Raw genomic sequence first — 24,381 nt, 5'->3', positions numbered from 1 at the left:
GTTATTACTATGAATTAAGTATTAAATAGCAAAAAATTACTGGGCACAGTTTTCTAATTAACCTCATTTTGGGGTCTAGTAGTAATCCCCCTCCAGGAATAAAAATTAGAAATGGGAATTAATTGGTAGTGTAATCATAAATGTTGCTCCTTGTCCGGGTTTACTTTGTGCTGTAATAGTACCGTGATGACGTTCAGTAATTTTTCGGCAAATTGCTAAACCGATGCCAGTGCCTTCGTATTCACTGCGGCTATGTAGACGTTGGAAAATATTGAAGATCCGATCAAGATATTTTTCGGCAAACCCAATACCGTTATCTTCGATAATTATTTTACAAAATTGTTCACCAACGGCAACTTTATCTAATTGATTGTTTAAAAATTGACTGTATATTTTGACAACAGGTGGCTCTTCTTGGCGGTGAAATTTGAGGGCATTACAGATCAGGTTTTGCAGCAACTGGCGCATTTGTAGGGGATCGCCTTGAATAATGGGCAGGTTCCCGACCTCCACACGTGCCCCAGTTTGTTGGATACGTACTTCTAAATCTGATAATACTTCTTGGGTAATTTTTGCCAAATTCACGGATACAAAAGGCTGTGCTCTAGTAGTGACTCGCGAAAGTGCTAATAAGTCTTCAATTAAGGTCTGCATTCTCAGGGTGGCATTCTGCATCCTTTCTAGGTAGTCACAGCCTTGTGGGTTTAAGGCTTCACCATTGGTAGCTTGGAGTCGCTCACCAAAAGTTTTAATTTTACGCAGTGGTTCTTGTAAATCGTGGGAGGCAATAAAGGCAAATTGTTGCAGTTCTTCGTTGGAACGGGTGAGTTCTTGCCGCTGATTAGTTTCTTGTTCTAGAATTAGGCTCTGAGCTAAGGCGATGCCGATTTGATCTGCCAGTTGTCGCAAAAGATCAATTTCCCAGTTAGTCCACTGACGGGGATGCAGACATTGGTGGGCAATCAACAGCCCCCAAACTTGATGTTTGAGGAAAATCGGGACGACAAGGTTAGCTTTGACACCAAATTGTTGCATAAATTTGGCGTGGCAAGATTCGATTTGTGCTTGCTTGATGTCGCTAACGGCACTTATTTCACTTTGGCGGTATTTCTGGATGCAATCTTCCCCAAAGCAATGGTCGGTAATTTGCTGCCCTAGGACAACGGGGAAACCGGGAACGACTGCTTCTTTAACTGCCAGGAAAGAACCATTGGACTGTAGCCGCAAGATTAATACTCGGTCTGCTTGTAGTAGTTTTTGTACCTCGGTGACGCTGGTTTGGAGAATTTCATCGATTTGTAAAGATTGACGAATATTCAGGGTGATATCAGCGAATAATTGCGATCGCAAATTTTGCCGTAATAATTCTGCCTGGGCGCGTTTGCGTTCGCTTATATCCATCATCGCGCCAATCATCCGCACTGGTTTACCTCCATGGTCATGGACGACATAACCACGATCAAAGATGTGGGCATAACCGCCATCACTACGTAAAAACCGGTATTCATTCGACCAAAATTGTTGACCGCTATCAATCACAGCACGCAGATCAGCAACAATTCTTTGTCGATCTTCTGGGTGCATATGTTCACGCCACCAAGTCACATGAAAATGTACTTCCTCTGGGCTGTAACCAAAAACTGTCTGTATAGTTTGATTCCACCACACCTGATTATTTAGCAAATCCCAATCCCATAAAACATCATTAGTCGCACGAGCAACTATCTGAAAACGCGCTTCGCTCTGACGCAGTTTTTCCTCTGCCACTTTACGTTCTGTGATGTCCGTATCTACCCCACACATCTGCACCGGCATCCCTGAGTCGCGCAAGACTACGCCTTTGCTGGCAAACCAGCGTATGCTACCGTCGGACAAAACAACTCGAAATTCAATGTCATATTCTATCCCGTCCCCAATAGCTTGTTGATGGGAGCGCTTGACAAAATCGCAGTCTTGAGGATGAAGACACTTGAGGAAAGCTTCGTAGGTGTCGTTCAAAGTACCCTCCTCTAAGCCAAAAAGGGCTTCGATGTTACCTGACCTAGTAATTTTGTTAGTCTGGAGATCCCAGTTCCAAATGCCCATACGAGCAGCGTCTAATGCCATCCTGAGTTGTGCTTCCCATAGTTGCGCTGGCTCAGTTTTTTCCCGTAATTCCTTAGTCATTGGTTTTTTAACCTTAACCCTTGACTGCCTGTAGAGCTTTCAATAATTCTTGTGCTGTGAATGGTTTGGGTAAAAAAGCTATGCTTCGAGATGTTTGATTAAAGGGTATTTGTTCGCTTGTAGCCAGTCCACTAACAGCAATAATTGGCAATAGTGGATTCATATTTTGCAATGTGCGAATGGTAGTTACTCCATCCATATTGGGCATCATCAAATCGATAATAGCTGCCCTAATTTTATCTTTATTTTGAGAGTATAATGCTATTCCTTTTATGCCATCGCTAGCAGTAATTACTTTATAATTATAGCTTTCTAAGGAAGTTGTGGTTATTTCTCTAATAGCCGCTTCGTCATCTACCAGCAAAATCCATTCTCCATTACCAGTTGGCATTTCTATATCTTCTAAGAACTGGGTGGCAGGTGTATTAACTGTTGGCAAATATACCAGAAAATTTGTGCCTTTGCCTAAAGCACTTGACACGGTGATAAAACCACCATGTCCCTTAATAATTCCCACGACTGTTGATAACCCCAGTCCTGTACCTTTACCAAACTCTTTGGTTGTAAAAAATGGTTCAAAAATTCTATCTAAGATACCACCTTCGATCCCAACTCCTGTATCAGTCACCTGGATGACAATATAAGAGCCAACTTGGGCATCTAGATGCATTTTGGCATAATTTTGATCAATTAAAATATTCTCAGCACATATTGACAATGTTCCGCCTTTAGGCATGGCATCACGAGCATTAAGGCACAAATTCATCAGTACCTGATGTAGTTGAGTACTGTCACCACAAACAGGTAACAAGTCTGGCTGAATTTTTGTATGTATGGTGATCGATTTGGGAAAGGTTTGTTCGACAATTTGCTGCATTTCCAAAATCAGGTGCTTGATTTGAACTATTGTGCGATCGCCTTCAATTCCCCTAGCAAAGGACAGCACCTGCTTAACCAAATTAGCACCACGTTTGGCGTTGCCTTCAACTATTGACAGTACCTGGTGAATCTGGGGTTCATGTAATTTATTTCTTAGCAGATGTACAGACATCAATATTGGCGACAATACATTATTTAAATCATGGGCAATGCCACTGGCAAGAGTGCCGATACTCTCCATGCGTTGAGCGCGTAAAAATTGCTTTTCTAGTTGTTTTTTCTGGGTAATATCTGTGTCAACTATCAGGATAGATTTAGGTAGTAAACGCTCATCACGTACCAGTGTCCAGCAACTTTCAACGATGATTTCTGCTCCTGATTTTCTGGTTCTCTGTAACTCACCTTGCCAGGAGCCATGCTGCAAAACGGTTTGATAAATTTCCCGGTGTTGCGGCAAAGGTTCGTTGTCCAAAAGTTCAGTGACATTCTTGCCGATAGCTTCTTCTGCCTGCCAACCATAAAGTTTTTCGGCGCTTTTGTTCCATAATAAAATTTTGTTATCCAAATCTTGGACGACAATTGCATCTGTAGTAATATCCAGCAATGCTGCTTGCTCGCGGATTTGTTGTTCTACCTGTTTGCGGGCGGTGATATCCTCAAAAATATACAAACGCCCGAAATATTGAGCCTCATAATCCCGAATTTGTGTGGAAAAACGCCGGATGATGCGCCCATCATTAAAATAAATTTCGTCTTCCACAATGCAGCAATTTTCTTCACTTTGTAAAGGTTGGTACGATGCGGCAAAGGCAGGAATATCGGCTATAAATTTGAGACAGTCGGAAATGATTTCTTGATTTTTCAATTCCTGGCTTTCCATAAGCTCTTTCAAATGTTCTAGTCCCCAAATCTCACAAAAGCGCTCGTTGAAATAAAGGATGTCATCACTGCGATTATCAACAACATAAAATGCTAGTGGAGAGACGCTATTCATGGAGCTTAAAAGTGCTTCTTTCCAGCGTAATTTTTCTTCTGCTCGTCGGCGTTCGCGCCGCGCGGCAAGGCGATCAGTAATATCCTCTATCACATAGGCGAATTGCTGACGATTACCATTATTTTTGGCAATTGCTGAGACTGTTACTGATAGCCACTTTTGTCCTTGGGGGGTTTCGTGAGAATATTCAAATTTGATAGGTGATTGGCTATGCTCTGCTTGACGATAGTAATGAATCCACTGGCTTAACTGCTTTTGTGCGACACCCAGTTCTCGCGCTAGGCGATTTTGCATTGCATCTGGGGTGAGTCCCAAAAATTTAGTTGTGGCGGGGTTATTAGTAATATGCAGAATGTCATTTTCTACCAATTCCACAATTCCCATCATCATCGGCGCACTCTCGAAGAAACTATGGAGGGTAGATTCACTTTGGTACAAGGCTTCTTGTGCCTGCTTATACTCCCTTTTGATGCTGGCTAGTTCTGCTAAATTCCGCCGGATTTCTAGTTGTCTGATTACCAAACGGCTGATAGATTGCATTGCTGACAACTGTTTTGCCATGATTTGACGTGGTACGCGATCTATTACACATAGAGTGCCGATTGTTTCTCCGCTTGGTAATATTAAAGGTACGCCAGCGTAAAATCTTACATAAGGTTCGGAAGTGACTACTGCTTCTCTGGCAAATTTCTCATCGGCTAAGGTGTCAGGAATAATTAAAACATCAGCTTCAGCCATGCAAAGTGGGCAGAACCCCATAGATATAGGCATTTCCTGGACATCCAATCCCACCTTGGCTTTGAACCACTGACGGTTGCCATCTATCAGATTAATTAAGGCAATTGGTGTGTCACAAATCTGCGCGGTTAATAACACCAAATCGTCGAATACTTGTTCTGGTGCAGTGTCGAGAATCTGGTACTGATGTAAAGCTTCAAGCCTCGCTGCTTCTTTGTTACACCCAAATGATTTCATTAAATTTTTCCTAATATTGTTAAATTACTACTTGCCTTGGTGTTGCTAGCAGTCTCCTAAATTCAGACATCAATGAAGTTACTATCAGGTTACTCAATCATAGTGAGCAAGCCGATAACTTTATCATTCAATTATAGTAATAAGCCTTAAGGAGGATGACGGCAGGATTTATGCTGTTACGTGGATTAACTGTTATTATACAATAGTAAGGTAGTTATTAACACTTGTTGTTACAGATGAAAATTTCTCCACCACAAAAAAAATCAGGCTATACTTTGATTATAGTATTAAACGGTTTTGTATCAATTTCATGATGGGTAAGGAAGAATGCTGAATGGGATATCTGTCTTTATTACATAGAAAGACGTAGATATATGAGCGATGTTCCTGACTTCTTTACACAAACTTAATGAAAGACTGATAGCTGCGGATAAGCGCGGCTAACTGCACAATATAAACACTCAATATCAATTCATTTAGAAATCGGTTATGACAATCACTCTTGCTTCTCCCACAAAACCAAGGTCTGAAGATAGCTTTGCTATTACTTTGGCGCCATTGTCTCTGGAGGAAATTTACGCTAAAGCAGAAGATCCCGCTAATGGTGCCGTGGTGGTGATGAGTGGAATGGTTCGCAATCAAACCGATGGTAAACCTGTGGTTGCCTTGGAGTATCAAGCTTACGAACCGATGGCATTACGGGTATTTTATCAAATTGCGGCTGATATTCGCGATCGCTGGTCTGATGTGAATCGGGTAGTAATTTATCACCGTATTGGGCGTTTGCAAATTGGGGAAATCAGCGTTTTAGTGGCTGTGGGTTGTCCTCATCGCCGTGAGGCCTTTGATGCGTGTCAATATGCAATTGATACCCTCAAACACAATGCACCGGTTTGGAAAAAAGAACATTGGTTAGATGGTTCTAGTAGCTGGGTGAGTATTGGCGCTTGCGAAGCCCAAGGGAATAATTGTTAAGTTTTGAAACGTTGTAGATCAGTCTAGATGACTACAGTTGTTGACGACGATTGAGTATTTTTCTTCCCAGTCTCGCCAAGGACTTTGCTTAACAGAAACAGTTAATTTTAATTAAAAAAATTTAACTTCGTGAAACAACAAGTTTTGTTGCAATTGTTTACATAGATAGTGGTTAACTATTGCAGTTTGTGAATGTTTTGTATATTCATCAGGAATATGCCTTTAGACTGAATTTCAAAGTAGAAAAATAGATATCAGGACAAACGCAAATGAATTCGGTTAACTTATTGTGCCACGAATTTGTAGTTGCTGTTTCCTTTGTAGCTTGTATTGTTGGGCTAGTATTACTGCGGGACTGTAAGCAACAGCAAACTGATGGGGAAGAAACAGAGCAAATTCTGTTGAGAATGAGCTTTAGTTACTGGCTCGTTTACTGTGTTGCTTTTGGGGTTGAGAAGATGCTTTTACCCGACTGGCAAGGTTTGACAGTGTCTTTAAAAATAACCACTGCCTTGTCATACTTTTTAACTTTTTCTTGCATCCTCAGTTTACCACTGCACAAATTTGCAGTTCACCAAATCGAGGAATAGTCAACAGTCAGCAGTTAATAGTTGAGGGGTTTCATTAAAGTTATCCTTTCATTGGCGGTTGCTTATCCAAAATCTACTCGTTAGATGGGTAAACGGGGTTTTTTATATCCTGCTTGCCCATAACGACGACTAGAAACACCTTTTAACGCATTAACCATTTGAGAAACAGATAACTTAGGTGGATACTTAATCAGTGCGTGAACGTGATTCCCTTCACCATTAAACTCAAGCACCTTTAAAGTTTCATGGCGATCGCGATCGCCATCTCCAGATCATCCTGGGGCAAATTGGTGACAACAAATACCTCTTGCACTGTTTTCCCCAGCCGTGCAATTACCTTAAAGCCTCCCCGAATGGGTACAGAAACACGCAGTTGCATTTTCGGACAATGACCTCTTACCCGTCCAATCACTCCTGGGGTCACAGTTTGAATATCATCCTGCTGACACAGACGTTCTAAAATGGGTATGAGACCAGGAATGTGGGTTGAGTGATTCCAAACTAGTCTGCCATCCGTGGTTCTGCCCATGATTCTTAATTTAAGCTGCTTCTAGAGGTGCCATTGTCAAACCTGCTCGACGCAGCTGTTGGTGGTACAGTTCCGCAGTTTCTTGCGGCCCGACCCAAACGATCGCTTGACCTTCATAGTGTACCTGGTTAGTGAGATCCCATGCGCGATCGCCACTCATTCCCGGAATATACTTAAGCAAACACTCAGCGACGTGTTGAAATGTATTGAAATCGTCATTCAATACAATCACTTTGTAATTTGGGTAAGGTTTACGGGTAACTTGGCTAGACCGTTCAGGAGCTTTAGTTGGTGCTGTAGCCATCTCGTAAACATCTACTGAAAGTCTTATAACCATAGAACAATAAGTCAAGAGGGTTTTACAAAACTACATTATAAATAACTAGTACCCCTGGGCAGAATTCAAAATTCTCTGATTCAAAATTCCCAAAGCTGATGATATGAGCTTTTCGGTTATTTTGAGTGGTTGGTGTATTTACCCCGTACTGCACTAGTTTAGCCGATTGTCAGTGGTCAAGGGTGGGTAGCAACTGACCACTGTTGTGGGAGGGGGGAAACCGGCTCCTAGCGCCAATCATCCCAATTTTGGTTAAAGATGGAAGTATCGGGGAAAGCAGTCGGGTTGCCATTTTGCTCTAACAGCCGTTTGAGAGCTTCCAGTTGTGGTTCTGGCTTAGGTAAATTATCTACCAATTCGTAGGGTGCGACCGCATTTTTGATAGCAAAAGCTGCCACAGTTCCCGCCGCAGCACCAGCAGACCATTCAAAAGAATGAACCCGATAGGCAGCAGAGGCAATGTGACTAGTCGCAATGCTTTTACCCCCCACAATTAAATTATCTATTTTTTGGGGAATCATTGCCCTTAAAGCAATTTGAAAAGGATAAGCAAGTCCTGCACCACGCCTTTCACCCGCCCGTTCCGTATTACCAGGGGCTTCTGCTGGGCTGTTGGTCATACAAGGATGAAAATCTATGGCGTAGTGACCAATACCCACAGCATCAGGGAAAATAGTAGAACGAGTCCGCCGCAGAGCTCTATCTGGGGATGTTTCACCCGAAATTACCGATGTCGCCGTAAAACCTGCCAGTGATGCTTTTAAACTGCGATACATATCTGCTGGTAGAGTTTTGCGGTAAAACTCATCGTTATAGTTACGGCGAGAAATATCAATTTCCCAGATACTAAAACCCTCTGGTTGTCCCCAACTAGGACGGCCAATAATGCGGCGTCCTTCCCGCATATAGGGATATTTCGATAAACCATGGGCCGTCCCCATTGGAGACTTTAGCCCAGATAAGTAGCGGTTATTTGTTTGGGGCTGCTTCACACCATTCCCCAGTTGAGAATCTGTAGTCCCAGCGAACAGCCAATAAAAATAGGAAAGAGCATTTTCCTCACCTTTGCGGAGGGTATCAGTGCGTAGTCCCCCCATCCAACCCCCAGGCTGTAACTGTCCAGAGGCTTGCAACTGTTGGCGGCTGTAAATTAGATTATCCTGGGCGGTTCCTGGACGGTAGTCGTTACCCCAAGTCCAGTTTTGCATGGAGATATCCCCAGGTGTCGGGGTACTAAACTTAACGCCACCAAAGGCTGCTGGTTTCCCCTGCTGAGGACTCCATATCCGACGGTAGGTGAAAACTAAATCAAAATTTGCCAGTCGCTTTAATTCATAACTAAAATATGGCGCGTATTTTAAATAAAATGGGGGCATTACCTGCTGTTGTGGTTCCTTTGTTGCCTCCATTGCAAAGGTGTAGGTAAAGCCTTGGGTGCAATAGGGGTCATTTGTGGTGCTGGAAGCCGAAGGTTCTAGGTAAGAACGGGCATCAATGCCTAGTCGATAAGGAACATCAGCTAGGGCGATAATTTCTCCGGTTTCGCTGGCGTCTACAACGTACCAATTAGCGGTTTTGTTTTTAACTGGTTTAGGAACAAAGCGGATAATATTTTTGCTAAACCGAGACGAGTTTTCGTAGCGATATGCGTCTTCGATGGTTTGAGATAAAGGAGAAGTGTTCAGGGGTGGTGCGCCTTTAACTGGTTGATGTTGAATTGCGATCGCGCTATTAATTATTTTACCATTTGCACTAATTGCTAAGTCTTTAATTACGGTGTTTGGGAACCACTGCAATTTACCATTGCCCTTTTTTTCGGCATCTTTGAGCATTTCGCTGAGAATGGTGTGAGCATCGCGGGGGAGAAAGCAGGAGTCGCTTACCCAACAATCACCGGGGTTAAATTTCCCATATTTGCGCTGAATCCGGTTTCGCAATTCTAAATATCCACGAGAATAGAATTTGAGTTCACGTTGGGTTGGGCGTTCGTCTAACGCAGATGTGCCTTGAGAAGAAATTTGACCCCCTAACCAGTCGGTAATTTCCGTTAAGCAAACTGTGCGCCCTGCGAGTAAACCTTCATAAGCTGTAGCGACACCAGATAATCCCGCACCGACAACAAGAATTTCACAGTTGACAGTTTTACCTGGGGGTATGAGTGGGGCTGCTGTAGTGGCTAATGGTGCTATGAAGGTAGCGATTAAGCCAAGGCTGATAATTGATTTTGGGTGACAAGCCTTTGTGTGTCTGCGCTGCATGGTTTGAGTACTCTTGCTACTATGTCAACTTTGTAGACGGTAGCATCTGGGAAATGTTCTTTACAAACTTTACTGCGTTACAGGATGCGATCGCTTGCTTGACCCCAACCCAACATCAGCTCACGCCTTAACACTAGCAATTACTTCACCAATATCCTGGGGAGTTGCACCTTAGATAGATCAGATCAGATCCCCGACTTCTTGAAGAAGTCGGGGATCTATTTGTGGAATATGGATACTTTGAAACCGCCCCTGGAATAACACCCCAGAACGATTAAAACGCCTATTAATCGCCTTTGTGTAGGAGAGTGACAGGGATTTCATGGCATCAGACAGGGTTTCATCTCTCAAGTATACTAAAAAATGATAATGATTCGGCATTAAACAGTAAGCAACGATATCTACTGCATTAGTGATTAGATGTTCCTTTACCAACCGGAGAAAATAAATATAGTTCTCACGCTCAAAGAAAATCGTTTGGCGATTGTTCCCCCGATTGTAGACATGGTAAAAGTTTCCCATTTTCAGGGGAATTCGTCTTTGGGGCATAGTCTCATAATCTCAGATGTTGTCTTTAGTGTTCCCTTTTTCAATCGATCCAATCAATCAATCAGATCCCCGACTTCTTCAAGAAGTCAGGGATCTAAGAGAATTCTGTTATAGATTGGAGAGAGGCAAGCCGCTGCAAAAACTGACCAACGGATTAGGGAAGGTTGTTATGAAGAGCAGGAATCCAATAATCTTCGCTTTAGCGTTAAAAAGTGCCATCGTCTTTTCACCCATGCTGCTATCTGCTGGTATTGTCAGTGGACAACCCACAGCCACCCCATCTCAGGTAATATCGAATCAAGAGCGGGAAGAATTGGCGCAACTGCGAACCGAAAAGCAAACTCAACAGCAAGTCGAATCTGATTTTCACCGTGCTTTTACTCACACAACTGCCCTGTTCAACGTCTGGTTAACTATATTAAGTCTGTTTACCCTGGCGGTGATTGCTTCACTTTGGCTACTACGACGGGTGATAATTCGCGAAATTGTTGAGCGAGCCATGAAACAGTTACAGGGAATGGAAAACTTACAAAGTCAGCTAGCTGTTGTTAAGCAAGAAGCAGAAAATCTTATTCAAGAAGGTAAAAATATAAATCATGAATTGGAACAGGAAGCTAATGTTCTGAGACAGAATATAACAAGGGAACAACAAAATTTATCTATACTTACATCTGAGTTAAATCAAGCAAAAAGCCAATTTTCAGCAACATCAGAAAGTGCCATCAAAACCTCTCAGCAAAAAATCAGTAATTGGGAATCTGAGTTATCTTCTCAATTATCTGAATTACGGTTTTCTGCTCAACGAAAAAAAGATTTAACTCTAGAAGTTATCAGTAGTTTAGAATCTGAGTTATCCTCTCAACTATCTCAATTACATTCGTCTGCTCAAAGCAAAAGAGATTTAACTCTAGAAAATCTCAGTAATTTAGAATCTGAGTTATCTTCTCAACTATCTGAATTACATTCCTGTGCTCAACAGCAACGGGATCTATCTCTGGATAATTTCCGAAAATTAGAATCGGAATTAGCATTTGAATTAGCCGAATTGCAAATTGGTGCTGAAAAACAAAAGGATATGGCTATTGCAAATATAGAAAAATCCCAGTCTGAGTTCACATTTCAATTTACTGGCTTGCTTGCTGACACGCAGCAGCAAAAACATGATATTCTGGAAAATTTAAGAAAATTGCAGTCAGAATTTGCTGCTCAGTTATCTGCATTAAAAGTTGATGCTCAAAATCAAAAGAATGTCACTTTGGAGAATCTAGAACAATTAAATCATCTCTTTAAATCGCAAATTTCTGAATTACAGGGTGATGCTTTCAATCAAAAAGATAAAATGATTGATAATTTAGTAAATCTCCAGTTAGAATTTTTGGCTCAACTCTCAGAATTACAGTTAGATGCTCAACAACAAAAACAGCTAATTATTGAGAATTTAGAAAAAGCTGGCTGGGAATTTACCTCTCAATTTTCAGAGTTGCAAGGAAATGCTCAACAACAAAAAATTATCATTTTGGAGAAGTTAGAAAAATTAGAAACTGAGTTTGTTGCTCAACTTTCAGAGTTACAGATAGATGCTCAACAACGGAAGGATTCAATCTTGCAAGAATTAGCTGAGATTACATCTGTATCTATTCTAGAAGATGCAACCCCAGAAGTTGAAGAAAAAATTCACTCACTAGAATCAGAACCAGAAATTGCTGCGGAGGAATATGTGAAAGAGGGAGATATCCTATTTTCGGAAAAGCGTTATGCTGATGCATTCGCCACTTATGAAAAAGCGGTGAAAATCAAGTCTGATGATGCGGTGATTTGGTTGAAACGTGGTATAGTTCTAGGGAGATTGAAACGCTACAAAGAAGCGATCGCATCTTATGATCAAGCTATTCAAATCCAGCCGGATTATCATCAAGCTTGGTGCGATCGCGGTGTGGCTTTCGGCTATTTACGACGAGATCAAGAGGCTTTTGCTTGCTTTGACAAAGCAACCCAGGTTAAACCTGATGATGCAGTTGCCTGGTTAAATCGCGGTCTTTCTCTGGTAGAGTTGGAAAAATACGAAGATGCGATCGCCAGTTTTGACAAAGCACTGCAATTTTCACCTAATTCCCCCAAAGCCTGGGATAAGCGGGGTTATACCTTGGTAAGACTAGGACTTGATGACGATGCGATCGCCAGTTTTGACAAAGCACTAGAAATTAAGCCAGACTACGCCAGTGCATATTACAACAAAGCCGCCTGTTATGCACTGCAAAAACAAGTTGATTTAGCTGTAGAAAATCTCCAAAAAGCAATTCAACTCAATCCCCGATATCAAGAAGAAGCTGCAACTGACATAGATTTTGATGAAATTACCCAAGATCAACGCTTCAGAGAATTAACTCAAAGCGTCACCTCTTGATGCTATGGGATTTGCAACTGTTTCTCTAGACTCTGAAGTAAAACAGATTTGGCTGAGTGAATAAAAAAGTGATCACCTTCAATCATTTGTAAAGAGAAAGAAGCGATCGCCTGTTCTTTCCATGCTAGCAACTCATCATAACTCACTTCTTGGTCTTGCAAACCGCCAAAAACAGTCATAGGACAATCAAGAGTCCCTTGGTGAGAGTAAACATAAGTGTCCAGAACTGCAAAATCTGCCCGCAACAGCGGGAGGAAAAGCTGCATTAGTTCCTTATTTTCTAGCACTGCTTTGGGAGTCCCATTGAGAAGTCGCAGTTCCTCCAGAAATTCAGCCTCTGGTAGGTTGTAAATAGGTGGTTTTCTAGAGGGGATTTGTGGAGCGCGACGTGCAGAGATAAATAGGTGCAATGGACTTAAACCATATTTAGAACCCAGGAGACGGGTTAACTCAAAGCTGATTAATGCACCCATGCTATGACCAAAAATAGCAAATGGTTTATCTAAGAATGGTATGAGATTTGCGGCTATTTCACTTACCAGAGTCTCTAACCGCGTCATGGGAGGTAATTGTATCTGTTTTCCCCTTCCCGCAAGTTCTACAGCACAAACTTCCACCGTCTCAGGTAAACCATTAGCCCATGTGCGATAAATCATGGCGTTACCACCTGCGTAGGGTAAGCAGAATAAACGCAATTTTGCCTGGGGATGAGGTTGGAAGCAGGTAATCCAAGAATTCGATGGTGATTTATTGGTCATAATGAGACTTGGAAGCCGATAACACAGTCCGGTTTTAATTTTTCCATATATTCGCTGTTAATTCTATGACAGGAATGGAACCTTTGTTGCTCAGTTTCTTTAGCAGCTATCCTTGATTTATCAGGCAAAATTTGGTTATGCAAACAATAGATAAAAAGTCAACTAAAAAAGCTTGGGCTAATGCTGTTGCTCAAACAGCAACAGAATTCCCCCCCACTCAACTACCAATTCTCGCTGGCAAAATCCCCGATGGCTTACGCGGCACACTTTACCGCAACGGGCCAGCACGGCTAGAACGTGGCGGCGTCAATATAGGACACTGGTTTGATGGCGATGGGGCAATTCTCGCCGTTCATTTTACCGATACTGGGGCTACAGGAGTTTATCGCTATGTGCAAACTGCTGGCTATCAAGAAGAAGTCGCAGCAGGTAAACTGCTTTACGGTAACTATGGCATGACTGCACCAGGAGCAATTTGGAATCAATGGTTAAAACCAATCAAAAACGTCGCCAACACCTCAGTACTAGCCTTACCAAATAAACTGTTAGCACTGTGGGAAGGAGGTAAACCCCATGCCTTGGATTTGCAAAATTTGCAAACCTTGGGTGAAGATGATTTAGGGGGGTTAACCCAAGGCTTAAGTTATTCTGCCCATTACAAATGCGATCGCCAGACAGGAGAGATTTTTAATTTTGGGATCAGCCCTGAAATATCTCGATTAAATGCCACACTCAATGTTTACAAAAGCGATTCCACTGGCAAAATCATCCAAAAAGCAGCATATCAATTAGATGGAGTACCACTGATACATGATTTTGTCTTAGCTGGCCCATATTTAGTATTTTGTATTCCTCCAGTGCGGTTAAATATTCTCGAATTAATATTGGGAAGAAATAACTATAGTGATTCCCTACAATGGGAACCGACAAGAGGAACTCAGATTTTGGTGATTGATCGCGACACACTATCTTTCGTTAGTCGTAGTGAAACCGAACCTTGGTTTCAGTGGCATTTCGCCAACGGTTATATAGATGCAAGCGGTGCAGTGATTGTAGATATTGTGCGCTATGCAGATTTTCAGACTAACCAATATCTTAAGGAAGTATCAACAGGTGAGATTCACACCAAGGCTCAAAGTAGACTTTCGCGGCTTACTCTTCAGCCTCAAACGGGCAAAGTTAGGGCAATTGAGCAACTTTTAGACCAACATAGTGAGTTTCCCAGTGTCCCACAGCAAAATGTCGGGAAAGCCTCGCCGTACACATATTTGACCGTATTCCGCCCAGGAACAGATATTAGCCAAGAAATATTAAATACAATCGCTCGTTTTGACCACAAAACTCAAACCCTCACCACCGCAAATGTAGAAGAAAATTGTTATCTTTCAGAACCCATCCATATTCAAGATCCCCACAATCCTCATCAGAGTTGGGTAATCACAGTTGTCTACGATGGCAACTCCCATAGTAGTCAAGTTTGGATATTAGATAGCGATCGCCTCAACGAAGAACCCGTTTGCAAACTCGGACTACCCAAGGTGATACCCCACAGCTTCCACGGCACCTGGAAACCTGCTTAACCAAATGGGGAAATATTTCTTTTATGCTTAAACCAAGCAATAAAGAAGTTTCCCCTTGGTAATGAATTATGATTAATTTGCTAGTCAAATCCTTGTGGGTTTCAATCTATATGATGTCCTACAAATCTCGCGTTCTTGAGGTTGCAAGCGCGGCATCTCTTAAAGCCGTAAAAGTCGAATGCATTAAGCCCTTTGTCGCCGCGTACCAAACATCGAATTCCCTTTGGCGTAGCGCTGACAATTGTTCCCGCCCCGATTTATGAGCTACTTGGTCGATGGTGTAATAATCCAGATTATCTAGCATCCGGTTAAGGCTTGTGTATCCCGCAGTGTGTTCTGACGGAGATCCGGTCATGACTTTTTTGACGTTTAGTTCGGTGTCCTTCTTAAAGTTCCCGTACCTTTGTGCATTCGCGGGATCTCCTTTCGGAGCAGTGCGAAAATCCGGGTGATCTCTCTCTTTTTTCAGTTGATTTGCTAGAGTTTCGAGATGATTGACGGCCTTTATAGCGGCTTCCTTTTCCTTTATTCGACTCGGCTTTGCTTGGTTAATCTGCTTGTTCATCTCTGGTATTTGTTCTAATGCCAGGGAGTCTAATGCGTTGAAGATGTGTTCGCCTTGATTACTGCTAGGTACCATTTTATTACCTCGAAATATTAGAATATATTGTTGATAAAACCACCATTTCTACCTGGGTTTGCTTCATTGACAAATGAGATGTGCAAATAATTTTGCATTACTACTTACCAGATGCGCCTTACAAACCCCTCAAGCGCCGAACAGCCAATGTTCTATTTATTCAACGCTTTAGTCCTATTATGCTTGCCTCTTCAATTCAATAGTTGAGTTAAAATCAGGACTCTTAAAAATCAGTTAAATTCAGTTAAATTCAGGTATACAATAAAATATGAATCATGCTCAAATGCTTGTTTAGACTATAGAGTTAGCGCGTCTCAAACCCTATTGACAGGTGGAAACAAGGCAGAGTCTTGAGTTTGGGAGAGCCGCCGCCAACACAGAAACCATATAATACTGGCTTATGATTGTTCCCTATTAGACTTGTATGCCTTACCGTATTCTCTCTTAGTCTTTTTGAGAAATCAAATAGGAATCCTATATATACAATGGTAAATATAGCTGATATACATTGCACTGATTAAGCGTAATTCCTAATGACCACTTCACCCCGTCGCTATCACATCACCACCTTTGGTTGCCAAATGAATAAAGCCGACTCAGAGCGCATGGCTGGCATCCTAGAAGAAATGGGCTTTGAGTGGTCAGAAGACCCAAATCTGGCAAATGTGATTCTCTACAATACCTGCACCATTCGGGATAATGCCGAACAAAAAGTTTATTCATACCTGGGTAGACAGGCAAAACGCAAGCACGAACAGCCAGATTTAACTCTGATTGTTGCCGGTTGTGTTGCCCAACAAGAAGGAGAAAGCCTTTTGCGGCGCGTGCCAGAATTAGATTTAGTCATGGGGCCACAACACGCCAACCGTCTGAAAGACTTGCTGGAGTCGGTATTTGACGGCAATCAAGTTGTGGCAACTGAGACAGTTCACATTATCGAAGATATCACCAAGCCGCGCCGGGATAGCAGCGTTACCGCTTGGGTAAATGTGATTTATGGCTGTAATGAACGCTGCACCTATTGTGTAGTCCCCAATGTCCGCGGTGTGGAACAGTCCCGCACACCAGAAGCTATCCGCGCGGAAATCGTGGAATTAGGAAATCTTGGTTACAAAGAAGTTACTCTTCTGGGTCAAAATATTGACGCTTACGGCCGAGATTTGCCAGGAGCAACACCAGAAGGACGCCACCTGCACACTTTGACAGATTTGCTATATTACGTCCATGATGTACCAGGAATTGAGCGGCTAAGATTTGCTACCAGTCATCCCCGTTATTTCACAGAAAGACTGATTAAAGCTTGTGCAGAGTTGCCGAAAGTGTGCGAGCATTTCCACATTCCCTTTCAATCTGGGGATAATGAACTTTTAAAGGCAATGGCGCGGGGTTATACTCACGAGAAATATCGCCGGATTATTGACACTATTCGCCGATATATGCCCGATGCGTCCATTAGTGGGGATGCTATTGTCGGTTTTCCTGGGGAGACAGAAGCACAGTTTGAAAATACTCTGAAATTGGTAGAGGATATTGGCTTTGATTTGTTGAATACTGCGGCTTATTCACCCCGTCCAGGTACACCAGCGGCTTTGTGGGACAATCAGTTGAGTGAAGAGGTGAAAAGCGATCGCCTGCAACGGCTCAATCATCTGGTAAATGTCAAAGCAGCGGAGCGATCGCAACGTTACTTTGGACGCATCGAAGAAGTGCTAGTAGAAGACCAAAACCTCAAAGACCAAACCCAGGTGATGGGACGCACTAGAGGTAATCGTCTGACTTTCTTCACTGGCGATATCAACCAACTCAAAGGGCAATCGGTAAAGGTGAAAATTACCGAAGTTCGTCCCTTTAGTTTAACTGGTATACCAGTAGAAGTAAGGCAAGCAACCCTGGTCTAAATAGTTCTATTACTAACCAATTTAGAGACGTTGTTTGCAACATCTCTAAATTATGGGTGATTTATCGGTGATCATATAGCAGTCCTAAATCATTTGTGTTCACAAATCAAATAGGATTGCTATATAATTGTTTTTTGAATTTTGAATTGGAGCGTACTGAGAGACATAATCTCAGGTTTTTTCAATCGATGCTGAGGAAAAAAACATAAAGCTGCACGATAGTCTATCTATCTAAGGGAGAGAATATTTTTCTCATTTTCTCTTAAAAGGACGATATTTATCTCAAATAATCATTATAGGCATAAAGACACAATGTTTTTATTTGTTATTGATAATAATTAAACCTTTAGATGGATGCAGAAAATAATTAGCTGATGGTACATTCTAGATCAGAGGGATGGCAAACAAAGAAGAAGTGACTTAACTTTAATATTTCTCTTCATCTTTTTTCGACTCCACCACTTTTTTAATTTAATCAGGAGAGGATTATGAGTATAGAAAATCGGATTAAGGCCACTGCTAAAAATATTGAAGGTAAAGTTCAAGAAGCAGTGGGAGACATTACAGGAGATCCCGAAGCTAAAGAACAAGGGCAAGTGAAACAAGCGGAAGCACAGATACTTCACACTGTTGAGAATGTGAAAGATAAAGTCAAAGAAATTATTGACTAAGTTTCATTATTAAAGAAAGTTTAGATAGTCATTCAGCTATCTAGACCTTCTAATTTCAACCAAATAGATAATACATAAATCAAATAGTGTTTGATGCATAAATTTTACTTTGGACATGAAAATGCTTCAGCCTCAACAAGTTCATAAACTTCTGTTAAGTGTTAGCCTAGTTTTATTGATTTCAACTGGCCTAGCCTTTGGTTTTGCTTCGGAAGATAGTTGGGCTGCAACTTCATTTACACAAGCGCATACTCAAATAGCAACGATAAATAGAGCAGAGGCGATCGCTAAGAACATTGAAGGCAAAACTCAAGAGGCGATAGGCAACATTACAGGTGATCCTAAAAACCAATTTATGGGAAGAGCCAAGCAAGCCGAAAGCCAAATTCGTAATGCAGCAGAAGATGTAAAAGACAATCTGCGATTAACACCAAGAGCCAAAGCAGTGACGACAAACGTTGAAGGTAAAACCCAAAACGCTATTGGCAACATTACAGGTAACTTAAAAGACCAAGCCGTGGGAACAGCAAAACAAGTGGGTGCAGGGATTCTCCACACTGTTGAAGACGTGAAAGATAAAGTTAAAGAGATTATTAACTAAGTTTCATTTTTCCAAAAAGTTTAGCTAGCTTGATTACTATCCACTTCCGCTAGATAAGGGATGAAACGCAAATGGAATTACTTTGGTTTATCTTAATTGGCCTAGTTGCCGGATGGCTAGCGGGACAATTAGTTAAAGGTGGTGGATTTGGCCCTGTTGGAGACATCATAGTTGGTGTGATTGGCTCGTTGCTGGGCGGTTATCTCTTCCGTACTCTAGGAGTTTCTGCTGGTGGTGGCTTGCTTGGTAGCTTGATCATCGCAACTATTGGTGCAGTCGTATTCTTATTTGTGTTGCGCTTGATCAAAAGAGCTTAGTCAATTGTACTAGACAGAGATGGCGAAAAGCGCGATCGCGCTTTTCGTGGAAACTTGCGAAGTCTCTTTAGAATCCTTTGTTTTTTCAAAATTACTAAAGCCGGGGTATTTCCGGCTGGATTCAGCACTCATACCAATTCATGAAAACCCTGATACATATAGATTTCTCCTAGGGACACGGCATTGCCGTGTCCCTACTAAAGTATTTGTATCAAAATTAAAGTGAAATGGTATCAGGACTCAGCGCTCCTGCTTGATTAAATTATCTAATTCTTGCTGCATCTGACTTTTCACGAGTTGATAACAGGCATTAACATAAGTGCGATCGCTCGCTGCTTTTGAGCCGTAGCGTTCAAAGACAATGGGAGGGCATACCCGCGTGTAGATAGGCATCGGCAAGGGGATATTGGGCAGGGGGCCAAATGCTAATCCCCAAGGTAGCCCTAAATAAATAGGAAAGACTACGGGATCAACCCCAAACAGCCAAGGCATCCCCCATTTGTGGAGTTGCTGCATAATTTTGTAGGCGTCAGCTAGGACAAACAGGGTATCGTGAGCACCCCAAGAAAGCACAGGCACAATCGGCACATTTTCCCGCAGCGCTAGCTTGATAAACCCCCGCCGTTCAGCAAAGTAAATTTTGTCACGCATTTGATGGGGTCGAAATACGTCTTCTGCGCCACCGGGATAAACTAAGACGCTAGCCCCAGAACGCAAAGCAGCATAGGCTACTTTTGGATGAGCCATGATGGCTCCAGCCTTACCAGCCACTTCTGCCATTGGGGGAGATACCTCCCAAACTTTGGGATGCATCAAGCCATAAATTGGTCGTTCTGTACCATAGCGGCGTAACCAGTCGTACATCATCATTGATGTGTCAGGAGAAGCTAGCCCCCCATTGTGGGAACCGACAAAGAGGACTTTTTCCTCTGGGATATTCTCCCAGCCACTGGTTTGGACTCGAAAATAATAGTGATATAAAAAACCCAATATAGGCATCAGAGATTTGATGAACTTTGGATCTCGCTCATCCAAAGACCAACCGGGTTTTGTGTTCTGGTAATGTTGCAGTTTTAACATCGAGGCATTTTATCAGGCTTGGGAAAAGTCATACAATCCTTTCTGTTGGCGTTTCAGGACAAACCTAATATTAATTCTGCAATATTTTGAACACTAGGGTAATTGAGTCTCTTTCAAAAAATTAGCCTAGATTGAATTTGGAATCAATGTCAAATGATATTCTTCAAGAAGCCGACCAGCATTTACGGCGGCTGTATTCGGAAAAGCTGTGGGTAGTGAGTAATTTTATGGTTTATCTGGAGGAAAAAGAAGAAGAGGACTCAACCGCACTACTTTTGAAGATCCCTGGCTTTGAACAAAAACCTAGAGAAGGTGTTGGGGGTTAGGTCTATGTGGCAATGTGGATATAGCACAGCACAATAAATTGAATTACAGGAAATATTCATGAACCGCTCAAAAATAGTTGCCTATATTACTGGTGCGATTTCTATACTTTTAGCGATCGCATATTTGATTATTGTCCAAATCCTCGACTACCGGGACATGAAACCCGCACCCATCAGCCAACTTAACCCAGCAAATTACATATCTTTGGTAAGCTTCTCTAGGACAGGCGCTGCCAACCCTAACCCATTTGTTAGCTATCCTAGTCAGAAATTATCTTGACAAAACCACTAAAATCTGTATCTGCTCAGATTGCCGATTCATTATTTACTCTTTTCCTGAAGAAGCGATCGCCAATCAGTAATCGCCTTCTCCGTCCACAGCCAATTGTGAGCCAATTTATCTACTTGGAAATCTACCGGATTATCCTGAATTACCAATTGCCGCAGCTTAATTGCTTCAGTAATATATTGTGCCCGCTTGGCACCAGGTTGATTATTTGCAGATTTATATAAACCCAAGGCTAACCCAGCATAAGAAGTTAAAGCATCTTTTGGCACTATCTTCTTTAGAGCTACTGGGGCGCTAGAAGCCATATTTTGCGGTTTGAGAGCTAAATTCAAAGCCTTGAACCAAGAATCATTAGCCCGATTCAGATTGCCTTCTGCGTAGTAGGCAAATCCCAAAGCGTTGATATATTCCAGGGAATCTGGCTGATCTCTCACCGCAATTTCCCAATAACGCCGGGCGTCATCGATACTGTATTTTTTGTCCCCAATTTGCACTAACTGCCACGCTAATCGCCCCCGCATAAAGTTGACCGCAGGATCATCAGCTTGCCTCTCCACAACGAGATCCAAGGCAGTTTGAGCAGATGCCAGGGCCCCCCGGCTGAGTAATTCTTTCACAGCTTCCAGCCCAGGTTGCAAGTCCCCCTGGCTCATTTTTTCTGTAGCGGTGGCGGTGACAATTCCTGTCGGGGCTGTTTTCAGGTCAATGGGTGGCCTTTGAGGATTAACTAGCGACTCCGTGGGAATTTGGGGAATGTCAGACAGTGGCGACCAAGATCGACTTTGCCACCACCAATTTACACCGAGGAGAATGGCGATCGCACTCACTCCCACAACACCCAAAATCTGCAACTTTTGGCGATCGCTCCCATGTCCTACTGGTGCTGGTGGTGAAGTTGGCAGACGGGGGCTTTGCCAATCTGTGCTGAAATTCTCAGGGGCTTGACTTGACCTAGTCGGAACTTCTCGCCGCAACCCCAATTCCTCCTCCAAGACAGCCATCTCCTCAGAAACCTGCCTTTCCTGGAGACCATTTTCCCTCACCTGTTGCACCAGTTCCCCCATTAGCGGAGGTTCTTCAGTAATCGCTATTTGCTGATCTAACTGGCGAAACAAATCTGAAACTATGGCACAATCTTCATCATAGCTGGGATCATCATACTCAATTTCATCTACCAGATCGCCCCAAGTCTCTTCCCCTAGCCAGTCTACCTCAGCCGAATCCCGCGCCAAATTAGAGGAAATCATTGCCTCCATATCTAAAGGCAACTCCGAATCATCTGACACAGCAGAGTACATCGCCGCCGGGTTTGGTTGTAAAGTAGACTGATAGCTATTTAGTAACTCCACACTGGCGACTAAGGTATTTTCCGGGCTGAGAAAACCCTCAAATTCCCGCTGGAGATACAAAATCGGTAAAGCCCAGTACATCTGGTGAGAACCATAGGCAGAAATTAAACCCTGACGTACCCGACTCACACACAAATCTAGGGGATATCCCTGGCTCAAGTTGCGGTAAAACAATTGTGTCAACGTCAGCGCCACTTCATCAGGAATCCGTTCTGACATAGCCAAAACACCCCTGAGTCCCCGTTTTACCAGGCTTTCCGTGAGGTTGCGTTCCCCTGAGTCCCCAGATGCATCAGAATTTGCCCTGTAAGCCCCCAAGCAGGAGTTAAACACAGCCATTTGGATATTATTGTTTACCAGCAAACCAGCCAAATCATCCCCACTCAGGGTTTCCGTTAAGCCAGTTCTGTTACTGACCAGATAAATTTCACCGCCATTTGGCCCTAAATTACTATGCCCAGAGTAGTGCAAAACGTGGAATCTGCCTTGTTCTAAGGCTTGGGTCAATTCTTCTCTTCCTGGCTGGTCTAGGATGGTGAGTTCAATTTCTGGCAGATGATGTTTGCCTTCACCAGCACGTGATATTGGTCGGTGCAATTCTGCTTGGAGTTTGATAGCTTCCTGTTTTTGCTCCAGACGGACTTGATCTGTGGGTGAAGCAATCACCATCAAAACTTTTACCCCACCGGATTCCTGTGGTGTGGGGAAGTTCCTTGATTGCAAACGCGATGCTGTCAGAATTCCACTTTGGTAGCGAGAAAAAGTGATATAAGGGCCAGTAGCTAAAGGGCGATCGCCTGCGTGCATCACTTCCCAAGGCAGACGAGCTAACCTAGTGTCTTTGAGTCCCAAACGCAAGCGCAGTACCTGCTGTTGATTCTGGGCAATGCCTTGGGCAGTAATCCAACTATCTCTGAGAGTACCTTGAAACAGTGCGTTATAAAATTGCTGACCCAACTCCACCAAGTTAACCGAATTCCTGGCGATCGCATCACCCTGCAAAACCGACTTTAACGGGTCATTCATCAAATGTCCAGCAGCCGTTAACCACTCAGCTACAGGCCAAGTAACCAGTTCTTCTGCCAATGGCACCCCAGGCGCGACTTGTTCCGTCCGCACCAAGTAGTCATTTTGCCCTACTGGGGTTACGGAAATGTGAAATTCCTCTGAAGATACCATAAATCAATACTTTCAGCTATTCAAACCAGATAAATGCTTAGTAAATGCTCAAATATTGTGGTTTTGTCGGTTTAAGCATTTGTGTGAGTACAAAAGTACCAATTATACGCTCCCTTGATGCTCAAACTAGATGCTCAGTTGAGTCATTATGTTCCCTTGCCACTGCTGAAAGTTTTTACTCAGGTAATATATCAAGTGTATATCTAATTCCATCTATCCTTACTGGCTCACACGACCATAGAGCTAGTCCTAAGCTGACAATTTTCTAGACAAAACTATACATATATTGACTTTTGTCAATATATGTATTTTAGTTGAAAAAATCAAATACTCGATATATAATTCCCATGTCCCAAATATTGAATAAGACTGTTGCTGACGCGAAAGCCAAGCAATGATAGTGATAGTCTTTTTGAGAATTTTAAAAAAAAAGAAAGATGGCGTTGGGCTACAGCGTGTAAGTCTACTGAGGGATAACCGCTCCCATGCTCCCGTTGAAGTAGAAAGTAAAGTCTAGCTTTGTCTAGGTTTTATATAGCAGGAAAAGTTAAATTCCTGGGTCACACTTGTCAACTAATTTGAAACGCGAAAGTTTCAAGTCGATTTTTGACTCCTTATCCGGATCAGACTGCTGGTCTCTAGAACAAATTATTGGTAGATGCACCTTGATCTTCAACTCCCCCCTTTGGCTAACACCCACTGGGGGGTTTTTTATTTGGTTAACCAGCAGCAACAACTGTGACACACCCAGATTTGTCCGGAACCTGCTACTTAAACCCAGAACAATTAATTAGTAGATGCACCCTGATAACTTAACTCCCTCCTTTGGCTAACACCCACTGGGGGGTTTTTTGTCTGGTTAACCAGCAGCAACAACTGCGACACACACAGATTTGTCCGGAACCTGCTATTTAAACCCAGAACAATTAATTAGTAGATGCACCCTGATAACTTAACTCCCTCCTTTGGCTAACACCCACTGGGGGGTTTTTTATTTGGTTAACCAGCAGCAACAACTGTGACACACACAGATTTGT

At 42.6% G+C, this 24,381-nt stretch carries 18 protein-coding genes and 3 pseudogenes; 10 read left to right on the top strand and 11 right to left on the bottom strand.

The annotated features are described in order from the left end of the window. Positions 1-105: 105 nt before the first annotated feature. Together H6G32_RS10545 and H6G32_RS10540 are read right to left on the bottom strand one after the other, a co-directional pair. Positions 106-2,166: a PAS domain-containing sensor histidine kinase gene (locus tag H6G32_RS10545; RefSeq protein ID WP_190457868.1), complete on the bottom strand. Its 2,061-nt coding sequence runs from the start codon at positions 2,164-2,166 to the stop codon at positions 106-108. A 13-nt stretch (positions 2,167-2,179) separates the two neighbouring features. Continuing rightward, complete coding sequence (locus tag H6G32_RS10540) at positions 2,180-5,014, bottom strand: hybrid sensor histidine kinase/response regulator (protein ID WP_190457866.1); 2,835 nt, start codon at positions 5,012-5,014, stop codon at positions 2,180-2,182. A gap of 489 nt (positions 5,015-5,503) precedes the next feature. On the opposite strand from H6G32_RS10540, the gene H6G32_RS10535 reads away from it, so the two are divergent. Together H6G32_RS10535 and H6G32_RS10530 are read left to right on the top strand one after the other, a co-directional pair. Beyond that, positions 5,504-5,989, top strand: coding sequence for a molybdenum cofactor biosynthesis protein MoaE (locus H6G32_RS10535; RefSeq protein WP_190457864.1), 486 nt, complete (start codon positions 5,504-5,506; stop codon positions 5,987-5,989). A 269-nt stretch (positions 5,990-6,258) separates the two neighbouring features. Then, the gene (locus tag H6G32_RS10530) at positions 6,259-6,579 is read left to right on the top strand and encodes a hypothetical protein (RefSeq protein ID WP_190457862.1); all 321 of its coding nucleotides are present in this window, start codon (positions 6,259-6,261) and stop codon (positions 6,577-6,579) included. A gap of 95 nt (positions 6,580-6,674) precedes the next feature. On the opposite strand, the pseudogene H6G32_RS10525 reads toward H6G32_RS10530, so the two are convergent. From H6G32_RS10525 to H6G32_RS10505, 5 genes and pseudogenes are all read right to left on the bottom strand, one after another. Continuing rightward, positions 6,675-6,815: pseudogene (locus H6G32_RS10525) on the bottom strand (IS200/IS605 family transposase); the annotation flags it as partial. Continuing rightward, on the bottom strand, positions 6,815-7,108 hold the full coding sequence (locus tag H6G32_RS10520; protein ID WP_190457861.1) for a DUF2103 domain-containing protein: 294 nt from the start codon (positions 7,106-7,108) through the stop codon (positions 6,815-6,817). The gene H6G32_RS10520 and the pseudogene H6G32_RS10525, both read right to left, overlap by 1 nt. Before the next feature lie 10 nt (positions 7,109-7,118). Continuing rightward, on the bottom strand, positions 7,119-7,445 hold the full coding sequence (gene clpS / locus H6G32_RS10515; RefSeq protein WP_190457859.1) for an ATP-dependent Clp protease adapter ClpS: 327 nt from the start codon (positions 7,443-7,445) through the stop codon (positions 7,119-7,121). Positions 7,446-7,672: 227 nt separating this feature from the next. Then, complete coding sequence (locus tag H6G32_RS10510; RefSeq protein ID WP_190457857.1) at positions 7,673-9,703, bottom strand: FAD-dependent oxidoreductase; 2,031 nt, start codon at positions 9,701-9,703, stop codon at positions 7,673-7,675. 216 nt (positions 9,704-9,919) lie between these two features. Beyond that, positions 9,920-10,252, bottom strand: a pseudogene (locus tag H6G32_RS10505) (transposase); the annotation flags it as partial. A gap of 169 nt (positions 10,253-10,421) precedes the next feature. Between H6G32_RS10505 and H6G32_RS10500 the strand changes: the two are divergent. After that, entirely contained in the window at positions 10,422-12,656 is a 2,235-nt protein-coding gene (locus tag H6G32_RS10500; protein WP_190457854.1) for a tetratricopeptide repeat protein, read from the top strand. Between the two features lie 2 nt (positions 12,657-12,658). Here the strand turns inward: H6G32_RS10500 and H6G32_RS10495 are convergent, their stop codons facing one another. Next, a complete protein-coding gene (locus tag H6G32_RS10495; protein WP_190457853.1) occupies positions 12,659-13,414 on the bottom strand; it encodes a thioesterase II family protein in 756 nt (251 codons plus the stop codon). Positions 13,415-13,551: 137 nt separating this feature from the next. Between H6G32_RS10495 and H6G32_RS10490 the strand changes: the two genes are divergently transcribed. After that, positions 13,552-14,994, top strand: a complete 1,443-nt coding sequence (locus tag H6G32_RS10490) for a carotenoid oxygenase family protein (protein ID WP_190457851.1) — start codon at positions 13,552-13,554, stop codon at positions 14,992-14,994. Between the two features lie 118 nt (positions 14,995-15,112). Here the strand turns inward: H6G32_RS10490 and H6G32_RS10485 are convergent, their stop codons facing one another. Continuing rightward, the gene (locus tag H6G32_RS10485; protein WP_190457848.1) at positions 15,113-15,634 is read right to left on the bottom strand and encodes a hypothetical protein; all 522 of its coding nucleotides are present in this window, start codon (positions 15,632-15,634) and stop codon (positions 15,113-15,115) included. A 533-nt stretch (positions 15,635-16,167) separates the two neighbouring features. Between H6G32_RS10485 and miaB the strand changes: the two genes are divergently transcribed. The 4 genes and pseudogenes from miaB (at position 16,168) to H6G32_RS10465 (ending at position 19,121) form a co-directional block, all read left to right on the top strand. Next, positions 16,168-17,532 (top strand): tRNA (N6-isopentenyl adenosine(37)-C2)-methylthiotransferase MiaB, encoded by a 1,365-nt coding sequence (gene miaB / locus H6G32_RS10480; RefSeq protein WP_190457846.1) that lies wholly within the window; start codon positions 16,168-16,170, stop codon positions 17,530-17,532. A 488-nt stretch (positions 17,533-18,020) separates the two neighbouring features. Then, positions 18,021-18,203, top strand: a complete 183-nt coding sequence (locus H6G32_RS10475; RefSeq protein ID WP_190457844.1) for a CsbD family protein — start codon at positions 18,021-18,023, stop codon at positions 18,201-18,203. A 256-nt stretch (positions 18,204-18,459) separates the two neighbouring features. Beyond that, positions 18,460-18,627, top strand: a pseudogene (locus tag H6G32_RS27385) (CsbD family protein); the annotation flags it as partial. A gap of 248 nt (positions 18,628-18,875) precedes the next feature. Beyond that, positions 18,876-19,121 carry a GlsB/YeaQ/YmgE family stress response membrane protein gene (locus H6G32_RS10465; protein ID WP_015206488.1) on the top strand — a complete coding sequence of 82 codons (246 nt, stop codon included), beginning with the start codon at positions 18,876-18,878 and terminating at the stop codon, positions 19,119-19,121. 240 nt (positions 19,122-19,361) lie between these two features. Here H6G32_RS10465 and H6G32_RS10460 read toward each other — a convergent pair whose 3' ends face one another. Beyond that, positions 19,362-20,201 carry a lysophospholipid acyltransferase family protein gene (locus H6G32_RS10460; protein ID WP_190457840.1) on the bottom strand — a complete coding sequence of 280 codons (840 nt, stop codon included), beginning with the start codon at positions 20,199-20,201 and terminating at the stop codon, positions 19,362-19,364. 146 nt (positions 20,202-20,347) lie between these two features. Between H6G32_RS10460 and H6G32_RS10455 the strand changes: the two genes are divergently transcribed. After that, the gene (locus H6G32_RS10455; RefSeq protein ID WP_190457838.1) at positions 20,348-20,527 is read left to right on the top strand and encodes a hypothetical protein; all 180 of its coding nucleotides are present in this window, start codon (positions 20,348-20,350) and stop codon (positions 20,525-20,527) included. A gap of 58 nt (positions 20,528-20,585) precedes the next feature. Then, on the top strand, positions 20,586-20,807 hold the full coding sequence (locus H6G32_RS10450; protein ID WP_190457836.1) for a hypothetical protein: 222 nt from the start codon (positions 20,586-20,588) through the stop codon (positions 20,805-20,807). 41 nt (positions 20,808-20,848) lie between these two features. Here the strand turns inward: H6G32_RS10450 and hetF are convergent, their stop codons facing one another. Further along, positions 20,849-23,344, bottom strand: a complete 2,496-nt coding sequence (gene hetF / locus H6G32_RS10445; protein WP_190457834.1) for a cell division protein HetF — start codon at positions 23,342-23,344, stop codon at positions 20,849-20,851. Positions 23,345-24,381 lie beyond the last annotated feature (1,037 nt).

It is taken from the genome of Cylindrospermum sp. FACHB-282 (assembly GCF_014697195.1).
GTDB lineage: Bacteria > Cyanobacteriota > Cyanobacteriia > Cyanobacteriales > Nostocaceae > Cylindrospermum.
The sequence above is the reverse complement of the archived record's forward strand: the minus strand, read 5'-3'. Positions and strand labels throughout refer to the sequence as shown.